The following is a 14,107-nucleotide window of genomic DNA, read 5'->3' as shown; positions in this document are numbered from 1 at the left end:
TTGTAAGCGATTTGTTAGATAAGGTCTTGCCGGAAAAATTCAATTTCAGCGTTGCGTCGCCGCGAGCCGCAGCCCGAGGCCGACGAAGGCGCTGCCCACCGTGCGATCCAGCCATTTCCTGACGCCCGGCTTGCCGGAAAAGCGCTGTGTGACGCTACCCGCGACCCACGCGACGATGCAGCTCCAGACGGTGCTCATCACGAGGAACACCGAACCGAGGGCCAGGAACGCCAGCGCCTTGTGCGGGCTGTCGGCCGACACGAACTGCGGGAAGAACGACACGAAGAACAGCACGACCTTCGGATTCAGCACGTTGGTCCAGAAACCCTGCATGAACAGCTGGCGCAGCGGCTTCGCGGCCGTGACCTGCGCCGCCTCGGCGCCTGCCGGCGCGGCGGCCTGCTTCGTGACGATCATGCGCACGCCGAGGTAGATCAGGTAAGCGGCACCGACCAGCTTGATCGCCGTGAACGCGGCCGCCGACGCCGCGAGCAGCGCGGTCAGGCCGAATGCGCACGCAAGCGTGTGCACGCAGCAGCCGGCCGAGATGCCGAGCGCCGACATCAGCCCCGCGCCACGGCCCTGCGCGACGCTGCGGCCGACGATGTACGCCGTATCGGGGCCGGGCGTGACGTTCAGCAGGAAGACCGCGAGCACGAAGAAGCCGAAATGGGTGATGCCAAGCATGAGAACCTCGAAACCGGAATGCGCAGGGAAATTCTACGCGCGCCTGCCGCGCTGCGCGACTCGGCCATCCGGCCGATTGCGCGCGGGCGCGATGCCGTGTCGAATGACGCTCAGGCCGCGTCAGGCAACGCGAAGCGCTGGCCCGCGGCGAGCGGCGAGCCGGCCAGGAATTCGCGCGCGGGCAGCCGCTTGCCGCCCGGTTTCTGCAGTTGCGTGACGCGCAGCGCGCCGCTGCCGCAGGCGACGACCACGCCCTCCGGCGCAGCCTCGACGATCGTGCCGGGCGCCACGTCGACCGTCGTGCCGCGCGCCGCCACCGGTTCGGCCGCCCACAGCTTGATGGCCGCGCCGTCGAGCGTGGCGACGCCGCCCGGGAACGGGTCGAACGCGCGCACCTGGCGCGCGAGCACGTCGGCCGGCTTGCGCCAGTCGAGCGCCGCTTCGTGCTTGCCGATCTTTTCCGCATAGGTCACGCCGTCGGCCGGCTGCGGCGTGGCGGGCAGCGTGCCGTCGCGCTCGAGCCGCACCAGCGCATCGACGATCAGCCGCGCGCCGTCGGCGGCGAGCCGGTCGTGGAGCGTGGCGGTCGTGTCGTCGGACGCGATCGCGACGCGCGCTTCCTCGATCATCGCGCCGGTGTCGAGGCCGACGTCCATCTGCATCAGCGTGACGCCCGTCTCGGCGTCACCGGCCTCGATCGCGCGGTGGATCGGCGCGGCGCCGCGCCAGCGCGGCAGCAGCGACGCGTGGATGTTGATGCAGCCGGCACGCGGAATGTCGAGCACTTCCTGCGGCAGCAGCAGGCCGTATGCGGCGACCACCATCACGTCGTGCGGGGTCGCGCGCAGCAGCTCGATCGCGTCGGCCGCCTCCGCCGGGTACTTGCCCGCGCGGCGCAGCGACGGCGGCTGCGCGACGGGCATCCCGTGCTCGACGGCATAGCGCTTCACGGCGCTCGCCTGCAGTTTCATCCCGCGCCCGGCCGGCCGATCGGGCTGGGTGAGCACGAGCGGCACCGGAAAACCGGCCTCGTGGATCGCGGCGAGTGCGGCCGCGGCGAATTCCGGCGTGCCGGCAAAAATCACGCGCAACGTATGGGTCATGACAGCGTTCGGGATCGGGCTGGGCACACGCGCGTCACATCGCGCGTTCGAGTTTCTTCATCTTCGTCTTGATGCGGGTCTGCTTCAGCGGCGACAGATATTCGACGAACACGCGCCCCATCAGGTGATCCATCTCGTGCTGCACGCACACGGCCAGGAGGCCCTCGCAGTCGAGCTCGAAGGTCTCGCCGTGCTCGTTGAGCGCACGTACACGGACGTGGTCGGGACGCTCGACTTCGTCGTAGATCCCGGGCACCGACAGGCAGCCCTCCTCGTAGACCTGTTTCACGTCGCTCGACCAGATGATCTCGGGGTTGATGAACGCGCGCAGCTCGTTCTTCTCCTCGGAGACGTCGATCACGATCACGCGCTCGTGCACGTCGACCTGCGTCGCCGCGAGGCCGATGCCCGGCGCGGCGTACATGGTTTCGGCCATGTCGGCGACGAGCTTGCGGATCCGGTCGTCGACCTTGTCGACGGGCTTCGCGACCTTGTGCAGCCGCTTGTCGGGGTAATGAAGAATGTTCAGCAAAGCCATGGTGTTCGGTATTCGGTGGAGCGGCGCGCCGCATCGGCCATCCGGCCGGCTGGCGCCGCCGCCGGGATGCAATGAAGATGAGGCAGACGCACGGCATATCAACGCCGCGGGTCATGCCTCCTGCAATTGGCCGGGCGCTCGTGCGCGCGGCCCTGTCGAGTATTTCGGATGATGAAAATTTTATCATGGCGCCACGCGCTCCGCTGGCCGCCGCGTTCGAGGGGAACCTCATGTCGCCGCAAGCGCTGACGACTTCCGCGTTGCGCGCGTGGCTGCAGCTCGCGCATGCGCCGGGCATCTCCCCCGCCGTGCTGCACGCGCTGCTCGACGCATTCGGCTCGCCGGCGGCGCTGCTCGCCGCGTCCGACCAGGCCATCGGCGCGGCGAGCAGCGCTGCCGCCGCGCGGGCGGTGCGCGCCAGCGAGCGGGACGACCTCGACGCATGCACCGACGCCGCGCTGGCATGGCTCGACACACCGGGCAATGCGATCGTCACGCTCAACGATCCCGTCTATCCGCCACGGCTGCGCGACCTGCACGACCCGCCGCCGCTGCTATATGTAAAGGGCAGGCTCGACCTGCTGCACGCACGCGGGCTCGCCGTGGTCGGCAGCCGCCATGCGACGCCGCAAGGGCTCGCCGACGCCACCCGCTTCGCCCATGCGCTGTCCGACGCGGGGCTCGCGATCGTCTCCGGCCTCGCGCTCGGCATCGACGGCGCCGCGCACCGCGGCGGGCTCGACGGCCGCGCCGGCACGGTCGCGGTGATCGCGACGGGCGCCGATCTCGTCTATCCGGCGCGGCACCGCACGCTTGCGCACGACATTGCCGCGCGCGGCGCGATCCTGTCCGAATGGCCGCTCGGCACACCCGCGCGGGCGTCGCATTTCCCTCAGCGCAACCGGCTGATCGCCGCGCTCGCGCTCGGCGTGCTCGTCGTCGAAGCCGCGCCGCGCTCCGGCTCGCTGATCACCGCACGCCTCGCGAACGAGCTGGGCCGCGACGTGTTCGCGATGCCGGGCTCGATCCACGCGCCGCTCGCGCAGGGCTGCCACGCGCTGATCCGCGACGGCGCGAAGCTCACCGCAACACCGCTCGACGTGCTCGAGGAGTACGGGCTGGACGAACCGGCAACGCACACCGCCCACGCCGCGGCGAATTCGCGTACGCGCCCCGATAACGGCGAAACAGCCGGCACGCTGGGGCGACGCGCGGGCGAGCATGTCGGGAAACCGGATTGCGCCGTTCCATCCACCGCATCGACCGGAACCGAAGGCGTGCCGCCCGACAACCCGGCCGAGCGATCCGTGCTCGCCGCACTGGGATACGGCCCCGTTACTTACGAGTGGCTCGCCGAGCACAGCGGCCTGTCGGATGACGCGCTGCATCGCGCGCTGCTCGCGCTCGAACTGGCCGGCCGCGTCGCGAGCGTGCCCGGCGGACGCTTCGCGCGGCTTGACGTGGCGCCCACTCCGCCCGCGTCCGGCGTGCTACAGTCCCCCGCATAGGGCGGCCCGTGCCGCCGACGCTACCCAAGGAATTCCATGCCCGCGCTGAATCTCGACACCGATGCCGATCGGATCGCCGAGCGCCTCGCCGATCCCGACACGCTGCTGGTCGCCTGCCTGTGCGCCGAGTGGTGCGGCACCTGCCGCGACTACCGGACGGCCTTCGACCAGCTCGCCGATACCCATCCCGACGCCTGCTTCGCGTGGATCGACATCGAAACCCATGCCGACCGGCTCGACGATCTCGACGTCGAGAATTTCCCGACGATCCTGATCGAGGACGCGAACACCGCGCGCTTCTTCGGCACGGTGCTGCCGCACGCGACGATCGTCGAACGAATGCTGTCCGACCTGAGTGCCGTGCCCGGCGCGCCGCACGCACCGAAATTGCGCAATATCCTGAACGTCGAGGCGTGAACCGCGCACCGGTCGGGCGGCTTTTCCGGGCTTTTCGCGCCGTTGCGCGTGCCGCCGCGCCGGGTGCGCTTGCCGCCGTTGCGCCCCCCCTCTATGATGAGCCGCTTTTTGCACGCCGAGCCGCCGTCGCTGCGGCGTGTGCTATAAAGCCGTCGTAAAAGGGACCCACGCCGGCGAACCCGGTCTACCAACACACATCTGTCATGTCCAAAGCTCTGATCATTGCGGAAAAGCCTTCTGTCGCGAACGACATCGCGCGCGCTTTGGGCGGCTTTACCAAGCATGACGAATACTTCGAGAGCGACGAATTCGTCCTGTCGTCCGCGGTCGGCCACCTGCTGGAAATCGCCGCCCCGGAAGAGTACGAGGTCAAGCGCGGGAAATGGAGCTTCGCTCATCTGCCCGTCATCCCCCCGCATTTCGACCTGAACCCGATCGCAAAAAGCGAGTCGCGCCTGAAAGTCCTGACCAAGCTGATGAAGCGCAAGGACGTCGACCGCCTGATCAACGCATGTGACGCGGGGCGCGAGGGCGAGCTGATTTTCCGCCTGATCGTGCAGCACGCGAAGGCGAAGCAGCCGGTCCAGCGCCTGTGGCTGCAGTCGATGACGCCGCAGGCGATTCGCGACGGTTTCGCGCACCTGCGCACCGACTCGGACATGCAGCCGCTCGCCGACGCCGCACGCTGCCGCTCGGAAGCTGACTGGCTCGTCGGGATCAACGGCACGCGCGCGATGACCGCGTTCAACAGCAAGGGCGGCGGCTTCTTCCTGACGACCGTCGGCCGCGTTCAGACGCCAACCTTGTCGATCGTCGTCGAACGTGAAGAGAAAATCCGCCGCTTCATCCCGCGCGACTACTGGGAAGTGAAGGCCGAGTTCGCATGCGCGGGCGGCTTCTACGAAGGCAAGTGGTTCGACCCGAAATTCAAGCGCGACGAATTCGATCCGGAAAAGCGCGACTCGCGCCTCTGGAGCCTGCCGGCCGCCGAAACGATCGTCGCCGCGTGCCGCGACCAGGTCGGCACCGTGTCCGAGGAATCGAAGCCGTCGACCCAGCTGTCGCCGCTGCTGTTCGACCTGACGAGCCTGCAGCGCGAAGCGAACAGCCGCTTCGGCTTCTCCGCGAAGAACACGCTCGGTCTCGCGCAGGCGCTGTATGAAAAGCACAAGGTACTGACGTACCCGCGTACCGACGCGCGCGCGCTGCCGGAAGACTACATTTCGACGGTGCAGTCCACGCTCGAGATGCTCAAGGAGAGCCACAACTACCTGCCGCACGCGAAGCAGGTGCTCGACAAGGGCTGGGTGAAGCCGAACAAGCGGATCTTCGACAACTCGAAGATCAGCGACCACTTCGCCATCATCCCGACGCTGCAGGCGCCGAAGTCGCTGTCCGAGCCGGAGCAGAAGCTGTACGACATGGTCGTGAAGCGCTTCCTCGCGGTGTTCTTCCCGGCGGCCGAGTTCCGCGTCACGACGCGGATCACCGAAGTCGCCGGCCATCACTTCAAGACCGAAGGCAAGGTGCTCGTCGAGCCGGGCTGGCTGCAGGTGTACGGCCGCGACGCCGAAGGCGCGGACGCGAACCTCGTGCCGGTGCAGAAGGACGAGAAGGTGAAGACGGACGAGATCGCCGCGGTCGCGCTCGTGACGAAACCGCCTGCACGCTACTCGGAAGCGACGCTGCTGTCGGCGATGGAAGGCGCGGGCAAGCTCGTCGAGGACGACGAGCTGCGCGAGGCGATGGCCGCGAAGGGCCTCGGCACGCCGGCGACGCGTGCGGCGATCATCGAAGGCCTGCTCGGCGAGAAGTATCTCGTGCGCGAAGGCCGCGAGCTGATCCCGACCGCGAAGGCATTCCAGCTGATGACGCTGCTGCGCGGGCTCGGCGTGAAGGAACTGACCGCGCCCGAGCTCACCGGCGAATGGGAATACAAGCTGTCGCAGATGGAGCGCGGCAACCTCGGGCGCGACGCGTTCATGCAGGAAATCGCCCGCATGACGCAGCAGATCGTCAAGCGCGCGAAGGAATACGATTCCGACACGATCCCCGGCGATTACGCGACGCTCGAGACGCCGTGCCCCAACTGCGGCGGCCAGGTGAAGGAAAACTACCGCCGCTTCGCATGCACGAAGTGCGAGTTCTCGATCTCGAAGATTCCGGGCAGCCGGCAGTTCGAGATCGCGGAAGTCGAGGAGCTGCTGCGGGAAAAAACCATCGGCCCGCTGTCCGGCTTCCGCAGCAAGATGGGCCGTCCGTTCTCGGCGATCCTGAAGCTCTCGTTCGACGACGAAACGAAGAACTACAAGCTCGAGTTCGACTTCGGTCAGGACCAGGGCGGCGAGGAAGGCGAAGCGCCCGACTTCTCCGCGCAGGAACCGGTCGGCGCATGCCCGAAATGCAAGGGCCGCGTGTTCGAGCACGGGATGAGCTATGTGTGCGAGCACTCGGTCGCGAATCCGAAGACCTGCGACTTCCGTTCGGGCAAGGTGATCCTGCAGCAGGAAATCACGCGCGAGCAGATGGCGAAACTGCTGGCCGACGGCCGCACGGATCTGCTGCCGAACTTCAAGTCGTCGCGCACGGGCCGCAACTTCAAGGCATTCCTCGTGAAGCAGCCGGACGGCAAGATCGGTTTCGAGTTCGAGAAGAAGGAGCCGAAGGCCGCTGCCGCGAAGAAAACGGCAAAATCGGCGACGAAGGATGCCGAAACCGTGACGGAAGGCGCCGACGAGAAACCGGCACCGGCGCGCAAGACCGCCGCCCGCAAGACGACGGCGCGCAAGACGGGCTCCTGACGCTCCGGGCGCCGGGGTTTCCCCGGCCCGCAGTACGCCGGTGAAGCGGCGATAAAAAAACGCGGATCGATCGCTCGATCCGCGTTTTTTCTTGGTGCCTGCTGCCGGCCGTGCCGGTGCGCGGCCGCCGCGCCGTTACAGCGGCGACGGCACCGCGACGCGCGCGCGCGGCGAACGCGCGAGCCGCGGCTGCAGGTTCGGGTCGGTCGACTCGGGCGGCTCGGCACGCATCTCGACGCCGATCGGCGCAGGCGCCGCGCTCTGTGCGGCCCACTGTTCGCCCATCATCGCGTCGGTCGAGTGGCTGAAATATTCGACGAGGTGGTCGATGAACGTGCGCACCTTCGCGGGCAGGTGGCGCCGGCTCGGATACGCGATGTTGATCTCGACCTGCGGCAGCCGGAAATCCGGCAGCAGCCGGACCAGCGCGCCGCGCGCGATGTCGCTGCCGATCAGGTAGCTGGGCAGGATCGCGACGCCCATCCCGAGCAGCGCGAACTGGCGCAGCATCGCGGTATTGTTCGCGACGATCACGTTGGTCGGGCGCACGCGCACTTCGCCGTCCGGCCCGGTGAACACGCGCTCGTCGCCCCAGTATTCGGTCGGCAGGCTCAGCGCCGGGTGTTCGGCGAGATGCTCCGGATGGGTCGGCACGCCGTGCTTTTCCAGGTAGCTCGGCGTCGCGCACACGGTCATGCAGCCCGTGGTCAGCCGACGCGTGACGATGCTCGCGCTGCGCATCTGGCGCGTGACGACGATGCCGACGTCGAAACCTTCCTCGACGAGATCGACCTGGCGGTCGACCAGCGTCAGATCCGGCACCACTTTCGGGAAATTCTCGGTGTACGACTGCAGGACGGGGGCGAGGTTGTGCAGGCCGAACACGACCGGAGCGACGATGCGCAACGTGCCGACCGGCTCGTGATTGCGCGCGACGACCATCTGCTCGACATCCTCGAGCTCATCGAGAATCTGGCGCGCCCGCTCCAGATAGACCTGGCCCGACTCCGTCAGCGAAAGGCTGCGCGTGGTGCGGTTCAGCAGGCGCGTGCCTAGCCGGCCTTCCAGATCGGCGACGTGACGCGTCGCGACCGCGTTGGAAATATCCATTGCACTCGCGGCCCGCGCGAAACTGCCGAGATCCGCAACCTTGACGAACACGCGCATCGACTGCAAATGATCCATAACGACTCCTGCCGCTGTTACAACTTCAAAAAGTTGAAGCAAATGCGTAATTCTCCTACGACAGCGGAAATGATGCAGAGTTGCTCAACAAGGGTCGCCTTGACGATAAAAATAGTCAAAAATCCTCACTCATCGCGAATGGATGATCCAATTATTCTGATTGAAGCAACAATTGGGTGAACCTCGTCGAGGAAACGTCCGAATCAGGAAGGACGTATTTGACGCGACACGGCAGCGCACCCCGCCGCACCCGACGGGAGCGGCGCCGGCTCAGGCCGGCGCCGATTGCGGCGGAGCGTAACAACCTGTTAAAAAGACACCACGACGTGCGCCGACGTAGCATCATGTCGGCCCCGGCCGGGCGGGACGGGTGCGCGACCTGCGCCGCCGCCGCTGCCGCTTTCAACGCGCGACTCCCGCTGATCATGAAAATTGCCATCCTCGACGACTACCAGGACGCCGTCCGCAAGCTGAACTGCTTCGAGATGCTCGCCGAGCACGACGTGAAGGTCTTCAACAACACGGTACGCGGCCTGGGGCAACTCGCGAGCCGCCTGGCGGAAGTCGAGGCGCTCGTGCTGATTCGCGAGCGCACACCGATTTCGTCGCAACTGCTCGCCAAGCTGCCGAACCTGCGCATGATCAGCCAGACCGGCCGCATCTCGAGCCACATCGACCTCGAAGCGTGTACCGACCGCGGCATCGCGGTGCTCGAAGGCACGGGTTCGCCGGTCGCGCCCGCCGAGCTGACCTGGGCGCTCGTGATGGCCGCCCAGCGCCGCATTCCGCAATACGTCGCGAACCTGAAGCAGGGTGCGTGGCAGCAGTCGGGCCTGAAGACGTCGGCGCTGCCGCCGAACTTCGGCCTCGGCCAGGTGCTGCGCGGCCAGACGCTCGGCATCTGGGGCTACGGCAAGATCGGCCGGCTGGTGGCCGGCTACGGCAAGGCGTTCGGGATGAACGTGCTGATCTGGGGCCGCGAGCATTCGCTCGAGGCCGCGCGCGCCGACGGCTACACGGCCGCCGAGAGCCGCGAAGCGCTGTTCGAGCAGAGCGACGTGCTGTCGCTGCACCTGCGCATGCACGACGACACGCGCGGGATCGTCAAGCAGGAAGACCTGATGCGGATGAAGCCGACATCGCTGCTCGTCAACACGAGTCGTGCCGAGCTGCTCGAGGAAAACGCGCTCGTCAACGCGCTGTCGCACAACCGCCCGGGGATGGTCGCGATCGACGTGTTCGAGAGCGAGCCGATCCTGCAAGGCTACAGCCTGCTGCGGATGGAAAACGTGATCTGCACGCCGCACATCGGCTACGTCGAGCGCGAAAGCTACGAGCTCTATTTCAGCGCGGCGTTCAAGAACATCCTCGCGTTCGACCAGGGCGATATGTCGAGCGTCGTCAATCCGGAAGCGCTGACGCCGCGCCGCGTGCGCTGACCGACTCCGACCGACTCCGACCGGTGCTGACCGGCACGGGCCGCGCTTGCCGCGCGGCGCTGCTGCCGGGCTTCCCGCCTTCCCCGCTTCAGGCGGCCACGCGGCCGCCCGTCATCGCGTCGACGCGCGTGAGGAAATGCTCGCCGTCGCGCCGTCCGAGGTCGTACGCATGCCGCATCTGCGACGGACTCGTGTAATCCCAGCTCGAAATCGGCACCTTGCTCGACGGCTGTACATACAGCCGCCGCTGGTCGCCGTGCGCGACCGTGAACATCTGCGGGCGCGGATACAGCCGCGTGACGAGCACCAGCACGTCGCCCGGCGACGCGTCGAGCGCGTCGACCGGCACGTTGTCGACCATCCCGCCGTCGAGCACCGGCCGGCCGCCGCGGCGCAGCACCGGCGTGAACGGCGGCGTGCACGACGACTGCAGGATCAGGTCGGCGAGTTCGTCGACACTCGCGCACGCCTGCGCGCGCACGAACTCGGGCCGGAAACCGAGCGTGCGCCCGAGCGTCGGGTGCAGCGTCTTGCGCAGGTACTTTTCGATGTTGTATGCGACGAGGCCCGCGGCGACCGCGCTGCGCGCGCCGAGCCAGCGCGGCACGTGCGACACGCCGATGCGGATCTCCGGCGCGTCGGCGAGCCGCGCGAACGGCTCGCCGTAGATGTCGAGCAGCGCCTGACGGTAGATCCGGTAATGCGGAAACACCGGCTCGCGGCCGAACAGGTTGCCCCAGTACGCGTTCTTGCGGTTGTGGCGCAGCGCTTCCTCGTAATAGCGCATCACCCACGCGGCGTCGCGTGTATACAGCATGCAGGCGGTCGCCGCGCCGGCCGAGATCCCCGCGATCACGCGCGGGCGCAGGCCGAGCGCCGGCTGCGCGACGTCCCAGAAGCCGGCCTGCCACCAGCAGCGATTGCCGCCGCCCGCGAAGACGATCTGGTCGAACATCGCGCCGCTCAGCTGACGAGCGCGTAGGTCGACGTCGCGTGAACGGCCATCTTGCCGTCCTCGTCGAACAGCTCGACTTCGCCGAATACCAGGTTGCGGCCCATCCGCAGCACGCGCGCGGTGACGAGCACGTCGCCCTTGCGCACCGGACGCATGAAGTTCGTGTTCAGCGAGACGGTGGTCATCGGCCGGAACTCGCCGAGCGCGGCCGAGATCGCGACCACCATCGCGGTGTCGGCGGCGGCCGTGAACACCTGGCCGCAGATGACGCCGCCCGAATGACGGAATTCGCCGGAAAACGGCAGGCGCATCGTGACGCTGTCGTCGCCGATCGATACGGGAACCAGACCGAGCGAGCGGACCCACGGGGCCAGCAGGCGATCCAGCAATTCGCGGACTGCATTTTCGTCCATCTTCGAATGTCCAGAAAACGTTGCGCGACCGCCGCGCAACGGGTGTGGACGTCATCATACCGGGAGCGCGCCAACTACGATGGCTCATTACCGCGGCGACGGCCGCCGTCGCCGCTACGAAATATTTTGAGGAAATTCGCAGAAAGGGCTTGCCAAGTCCGAAATACACGGGCATAATCTTTCTTCTGTTGGGGGCGTTAGCTCAGTTGGTAGAGCAGCGGACTCTTAATCCGTAGGTCGAGTGTTCGAGTCACTCACGCCCCACCAGGAATTCCGAAGGCCGGTCAGCGCAAGCTGACCGGCCTTTTTCCATTTCCGGCGCCGCCCGGCCTCTCCCCCGCCTCGCGACAGGCAATCACATTGATGCCTCGCCCAGATACTTTCCGCTAGAATCGTCCGACAAAATATCACACGACCGGGACGGCGATCGCCGTATCGCCGCCGGCACTGAGAGAGCATGGGACGTCAGACATGGAATCATGTGAACGAGACGCGACCATTCAGAGGGCATGGTCACGCCGACAACGGCACGCACATCGTGTCGCCTCCTTCCCCCGATCGCATCCGGGCCCGTCGCGTGACGCGCACTACGGATCCGGCCATGCCGCGTAAGGACGCGCTCGTCGCACTCGCGCTCGGCGTTGCGCTGCTCGTGGTCGCAGCCATGCTCGCCGTCACCGCGAGCCATGCGGCCGGCGACCTGATCCGTACGCCGGGCACGGTCGTGCGCATCGTGCAGGACAGCGACGCGATGCGTGCATACCGCCCGATCGTCGCCTATTTGGCGAACGACGGCCGCCGCCGCGAAGTCGCCGGCAATACCGCATCGGTGGTCCCGGCCTACGACATCGGCGAAAGCGTGGACGTCCTGGTCGATCCGGCCCATCCGAACCGTCCCGCGCTCATCGACGATTTCACGCAACGCTGGTTGCCCGTCGCGGTGCCGGCGCTGCTTGCAGTCGCATCGCTGGCGATCGGCAGCCTGCTGTACGTGAACGCGCGCCGCGGCCGGCAGGCCGACGCGCTGTCTGCGCCGGCCGCCCGCAAAGCGGTCCGGCGCCGCTGGAACATCGCGATCGTGCTGATTCCGATCGCGATCGGCACCGTCTTCCTGGCCGGCGCCGGCGCCGCCGGGCTGCGCCAGTGGCAGATCGCCCGCCATTACGCGCACTCGACCGGCCATGTGGTCGAGATCGCCGAAACCGCCCAGTCGTCCCGCACGCGCACGTCGCTCTATTCGGCGACCATCGCGTTCACGACCGACAGCGGCCGCCCCGTCACGTTCGCGCAAGGCTCGACCTCGTCGCGCCCCGGGCTGTACGAAGGCGAGGTGGTCGACGTGCTGTACGACCCCGTCACGCCCGAGCGCGCGGTCATCGACCGGTTCTGGGACCGGTGGGGGCTCACGGCCATCCTGTTCGCGATCGGCGCGCCGTTCCTCGTCGCCGGACTGTTCGTCGTCGGGGCGCTGTGGCCCGAGCCTCGGCCGCACGAACTCGCCGAATGACGAACGCGGAAGAACCGGGCCGTCAACGCCGCGACCGCGGCTTCACCGCTCCCTGAACGCCTCCACCTTCGCGCGGTTCCCGCACGTGCGCATGTCGCACCAGCGGCGTCCGACGCCGCGGCCGCGATCGACGAAGAACCACGTACAGCGGCCGCACTGCCGCACGCGCGCGAAATCGTCGCCGCGCAGCAGATGCTCGAATCCGAGCGCGGCCGCGTCGATCCATCGCGACTCGGCGCGCGCATCGGGCCGCCACGCGAAGCGGCCGTCGACCGCGTCGAATCTGCTGCGCCCGATCGCATCGCGAATCGCCTCGGCGAGCCGGTCCGCCGCTCGCGCGCCGGCACTGCCGCCTTCGCCGGCCGTCAGGTGCGCGAGCGCCGCATACGCATCCTCGCGAAAACCGTGCAGCGCGGCGAGTTCGTCCGCGCCGTCCTGCCGCGGATGACGCAGAAACCGCGTCAGGTCGGCCTCCGCCAGCAACCCCGACTTCCCGGCCCAGGCACGCACGGCCGGCCAGTCGACGAGTTTGTCCTCATCGCGCGTCTTGCCCGTGTCGGCCACCGTGTTCAGGAAATCGAGCGCCGGATGGCCGCCGACGAAATCGGCCGCACACCATGTATGCGCCGCTCGCGCAGGCTCGTGTCGAGTAACCATTTATTTTCACCTATCGGTTTCACATCCGAGTGAACAGGCGTAACCTGTTAACAACCAAAACAGGTTAGCACGGAGGCGCCGATGCTCGAGCTCGCCAATCGCTACAATTTTGAAGGTCACCGGATCGCATGGGGCGCGCTCGGTGAAGGGCCGCCGCTGGTGCTCGTGCACGGGACGCCGTTCTCGTCGCAGGTGTGGCGCCGCATCGCGCCGTGGCTCGCACGGCGTCATCGCGTGTTCTTCTACGACCTGCTCGGCTACGGCCAGTCGGACATGCCCGACACGGACGTCTCGCTCGGCCGGCAGAACGTGCTGTTCGGCGCGCTGCTCGACGAATGGAGACTTTCACGCCCGCGCGTACTCGCGCACGACTACGGCGGCGCAACCGTGCTGCGCGCGCATTTCCTCGACGGCATCGCGTATTCGGACCTGACACTCGTGAACCCCGTCGCGATCGCGCCGCAAGGCTCGCCGTTCGTGCGCCACGTCGCGCAGCACGAAGCCGCGTTCACCGGGCTGCCGGCGTATGCGCATCACGCACTCGTGTCGGCCTACATCGGCAATGCAGTCGCACGGCCGTTGAGCGACGACGTGCTGTCGATCTACCGCTCGCCGTGGCTCACGCCGGCCGGCCAGCCGGCGTTCTATCGGCAGATCGCGCAGATGCGCCAGCGCTATATCGAGGAAGCCGAGGCGCGTTATGCGCCGCCGGACTTTCCGGTGCGCATCGTGTGGGGCGAGGACGACGCGTGGATTCCGCGCGAACAGGGGCAGGCGCTCGCCGATCGCATCGCGGGCGGAAAGCTGATCCGCGTGCCGCGCGCGGGGCACCTGGTCCAGGAGGATGCGCCCGAGGCGATCGTCGCCGCGGTGCTCGACACACACGGACAGGAATGA

General features: G+C 67.5%; 13 protein-coding genes and 1 tRNA gene. 7 read left to right on the top strand and 7 right to left on the bottom strand.

Going from position 1 to position 14,107, the window contains the following annotated elements:
* Positions 1-45: 45 nt before the first annotated feature.
* From U5A56_RS23990 to def, 3 genes are all read right to left on the bottom strand, one after another.
* Entirely contained in the window at positions 46-687 is a 642-nt protein-coding gene (locus tag U5A56_RS23990; protein ID WP_321924878.1) for a LysE family translocator, read from the bottom strand.
* Positions 688-797: 110 nt separating this feature from the next.
* Positions 798-1,790 carry a methionyl-tRNA formyltransferase gene (fmt, locus tag U5A56_RS23985; RefSeq protein ID WP_044847350.1) on the bottom strand — a complete coding sequence of 331 codons (993 nt, stop codon included), beginning with the start codon at positions 1,788-1,790 and terminating at the stop codon, positions 798-800.
* 34 nt (positions 1,791-1,824) lie between these two features.
* Positions 1,825-2,328 (bottom strand): peptide deformylase, encoded by a 504-nt coding sequence (def, locus tag U5A56_RS23980; protein ID WP_057924826.1) that lies wholly within the window; start codon positions 2,326-2,328, stop codon positions 1,825-1,827.
* Between the two features lie 185 nt (positions 2,329-2,513).
* On the opposite strand from def, the gene dprA reads away from it, so the two are divergent.
* The 3 genes from dprA (at position 2,514) to U5A56_RS23965 (ending at position 7,054) form a co-directional block, all read left to right on the top strand.
* Complete coding sequence (gene dprA / locus U5A56_RS23975) at positions 2,514-3,836, top strand: DNA-processing protein DprA (RefSeq protein ID WP_321924876.1); 1,323 nt, start codon at positions 2,514-2,516, stop codon at positions 3,834-3,836.
* A 36-nt stretch (positions 3,837-3,872) separates the two neighbouring features.
* Positions 3,873-4,253, top strand: a complete 381-nt coding sequence (locus U5A56_RS23970; RefSeq protein ID WP_044847347.1) for a thioredoxin family protein — start codon at positions 3,873-3,875, stop codon at positions 4,251-4,253.
* 203 nt (positions 4,254-4,456) lie between these two features.
* Complete coding sequence (locus U5A56_RS23965) at positions 4,457-7,054, top strand: DNA topoisomerase III (protein WP_044847346.1); 2,598 nt, start codon at positions 4,457-4,459, stop codon at positions 7,052-7,054.
* A 135-nt stretch (positions 7,055-7,189) separates the two neighbouring features.
* Here U5A56_RS23965 and U5A56_RS23960 read toward each other — a convergent pair whose 3' ends face one another.
* Complete coding sequence (locus U5A56_RS23960) at positions 7,190-8,239, bottom strand: LysR family transcriptional regulator (RefSeq protein ID WP_044847345.1); 1,050 nt, start codon at positions 8,237-8,239, stop codon at positions 7,190-7,192.
* 425 nt (positions 8,240-8,664) lie between these two features.
* Between U5A56_RS23960 and U5A56_RS23955 the strand changes: the two genes are divergently transcribed.
* Positions 8,665-9,678, top strand: a complete 1,014-nt coding sequence (locus U5A56_RS23955; RefSeq protein WP_044847344.1) for a D-2-hydroxyacid dehydrogenase family protein — start codon at positions 8,665-8,667, stop codon at positions 9,676-9,678.
* Between the two features lie 88 nt (positions 9,679-9,766).
* Here the strand turns inward: U5A56_RS23955 and U5A56_RS23950 are convergent, their stop codons facing one another.
* Together U5A56_RS23950 and U5A56_RS23945 are read right to left on the bottom strand one after the other, a co-directional pair.
* On the bottom strand, positions 9,767-10,633 hold the full coding sequence (locus U5A56_RS23950) for a patatin-like phospholipase family protein (protein ID WP_044847343.1): 867 nt from the start codon (positions 10,631-10,633) through the stop codon (positions 9,767-9,769).
* A gap of 8 nt (positions 10,634-10,641) precedes the next feature.
* Positions 10,642-11,046: a PaaI family thioesterase gene (locus U5A56_RS23945; protein ID WP_044847342.1), complete on the bottom strand. Its 405-nt coding sequence runs from the start codon at positions 11,044-11,046 to the stop codon at positions 10,642-10,644.
* 191 nt (positions 11,047-11,237) lie between these two features.
* Between U5A56_RS23945 and U5A56_RS23940 the strand changes: the two genes are divergently transcribed.
* Positions 11,238-11,313 (top strand) — tRNA-Lys (locus U5A56_RS23940).
* 190 nt (positions 11,314-11,503) lie between these two features.
* Positions 11,504-12,553: a DUF3592 domain-containing protein gene (locus tag U5A56_RS23935; protein WP_321802696.1), complete on the top strand. Its 1,050-nt coding sequence runs from the start codon at positions 11,504-11,506 to the stop codon at positions 12,551-12,553.
* A gap of 42 nt (positions 12,554-12,595) precedes the next feature.
* Here the strand turns inward: U5A56_RS23935 and U5A56_RS23930 are convergent, their stop codons facing one another.
* The gene (locus U5A56_RS23930; protein ID WP_044847340.1) at positions 12,596-13,210 is read right to left on the bottom strand and encodes a CGNR zinc finger domain-containing protein; all 615 of its coding nucleotides are present in this window, start codon (positions 13,208-13,210) and stop codon (positions 12,596-12,598) included.
* Between the two features lie 81 nt (positions 13,211-13,291).
* Between U5A56_RS23930 and U5A56_RS23925 the strand changes: the two genes are divergently transcribed.
* Positions 13,292-14,107 carry an alpha/beta fold hydrolase gene (locus tag U5A56_RS23925; protein ID WP_044847339.1) on the top strand — a complete coding sequence of 272 codons (816 nt, stop codon included), beginning with the start codon at positions 13,292-13,294 and terminating at the stop codon, positions 14,105-14,107.

The organism is Burkholderia sp. BCC1998 (assembly GCF_905339875.1).
Lineage (GTDB): Bacteria > Pseudomonadota > Gammaproteobacteria > Burkholderiales > Burkholderiaceae > Burkholderia.
This window is presented reverse-complemented; position numbering and strand designations above follow the sequence as displayed.

Bases quoted from the DNA above. Each gene is read 5' to 3' on its own strand.
- U5A56_RS23945 (WP_044847342.1), bottom strand. From the start codon at position 11,046: ATGGACGAAAATGCAGTCCGCGAATTGCTGGATCGCCTGCTGGCCCCG.
- U5A56_RS23925 (WP_044847339.1), top strand. From the start codon at position 13,292: ATGCTCGAGCTCGCCAATCGCTACAATTTTGAAGGTCACCGGATCGCA.
- U5A56_RS23935 (WP_321802696.1), top strand. From the start codon at position 11,504: ATGGGACGTCAGACATGGAATCATGTGAACGAGACGCGACCATTCAGA.
- fmt (WP_044847350.1), bottom strand. From the start codon at position 1,790: ATGACCCATACGTTGCGCGTGATTTTTGCCGGCACGCCGGAATTCGCC.
- U5A56_RS23930 (WP_044847340.1), bottom strand. From the start codon at position 13,210: ATGGTTACTCGACACGAGCCTGCGCGAGCGGCGCATACATGGTGTGCG.
- U5A56_RS23970 (WP_044847347.1), top strand. From the start codon at position 3,873: ATGCCCGCGCTGAATCTCGACACCGATGCCGATCGGATCGCCGAGCGC.
- U5A56_RS23955 (WP_044847344.1), top strand. From the start codon at position 8,665: ATGAAAATTGCCATCCTCGACGACTACCAGGACGCCGTCCGCAAGCTG.
- U5A56_RS23990 (WP_321924878.1), bottom strand. From the start codon at position 687: ATGCTTGGCATCACCCATTTCGGCTTCTTCGTGCTCGCGGTCTTCCTG.
- U5A56_RS23950 (WP_044847343.1), bottom strand. From the start codon at position 10,633: ATGTTCGACCAGATCGTCTTCGCGGGCGGCGGCAATCGCTGCTGGTGG.
- U5A56_RS23960 (WP_044847345.1), bottom strand. From the start codon at position 8,239: ATGGATCATTTGCAGTCGATGCGCGTGTTCGTCAAGGTTGCGGATCTC.
- U5A56_RS23965 (WP_044847346.1), top strand. From the start codon at position 4,457: ATGTCCAAAGCTCTGATCATTGCGGAAAAGCCTTCTGTCGCGAACGAC.
- dprA (WP_321924876.1), top strand. From the start codon at position 2,514: ATGGCGCCACGCGCTCCGCTGGCCGCCGCGTTCGAGGGGAACCTCATG.
- def (WP_057924826.1), bottom strand. From the start codon at position 2,328: ATGGCTTTGCTGAACATTCTTCATTACCCCGACAAGCGGCTGCACAAG.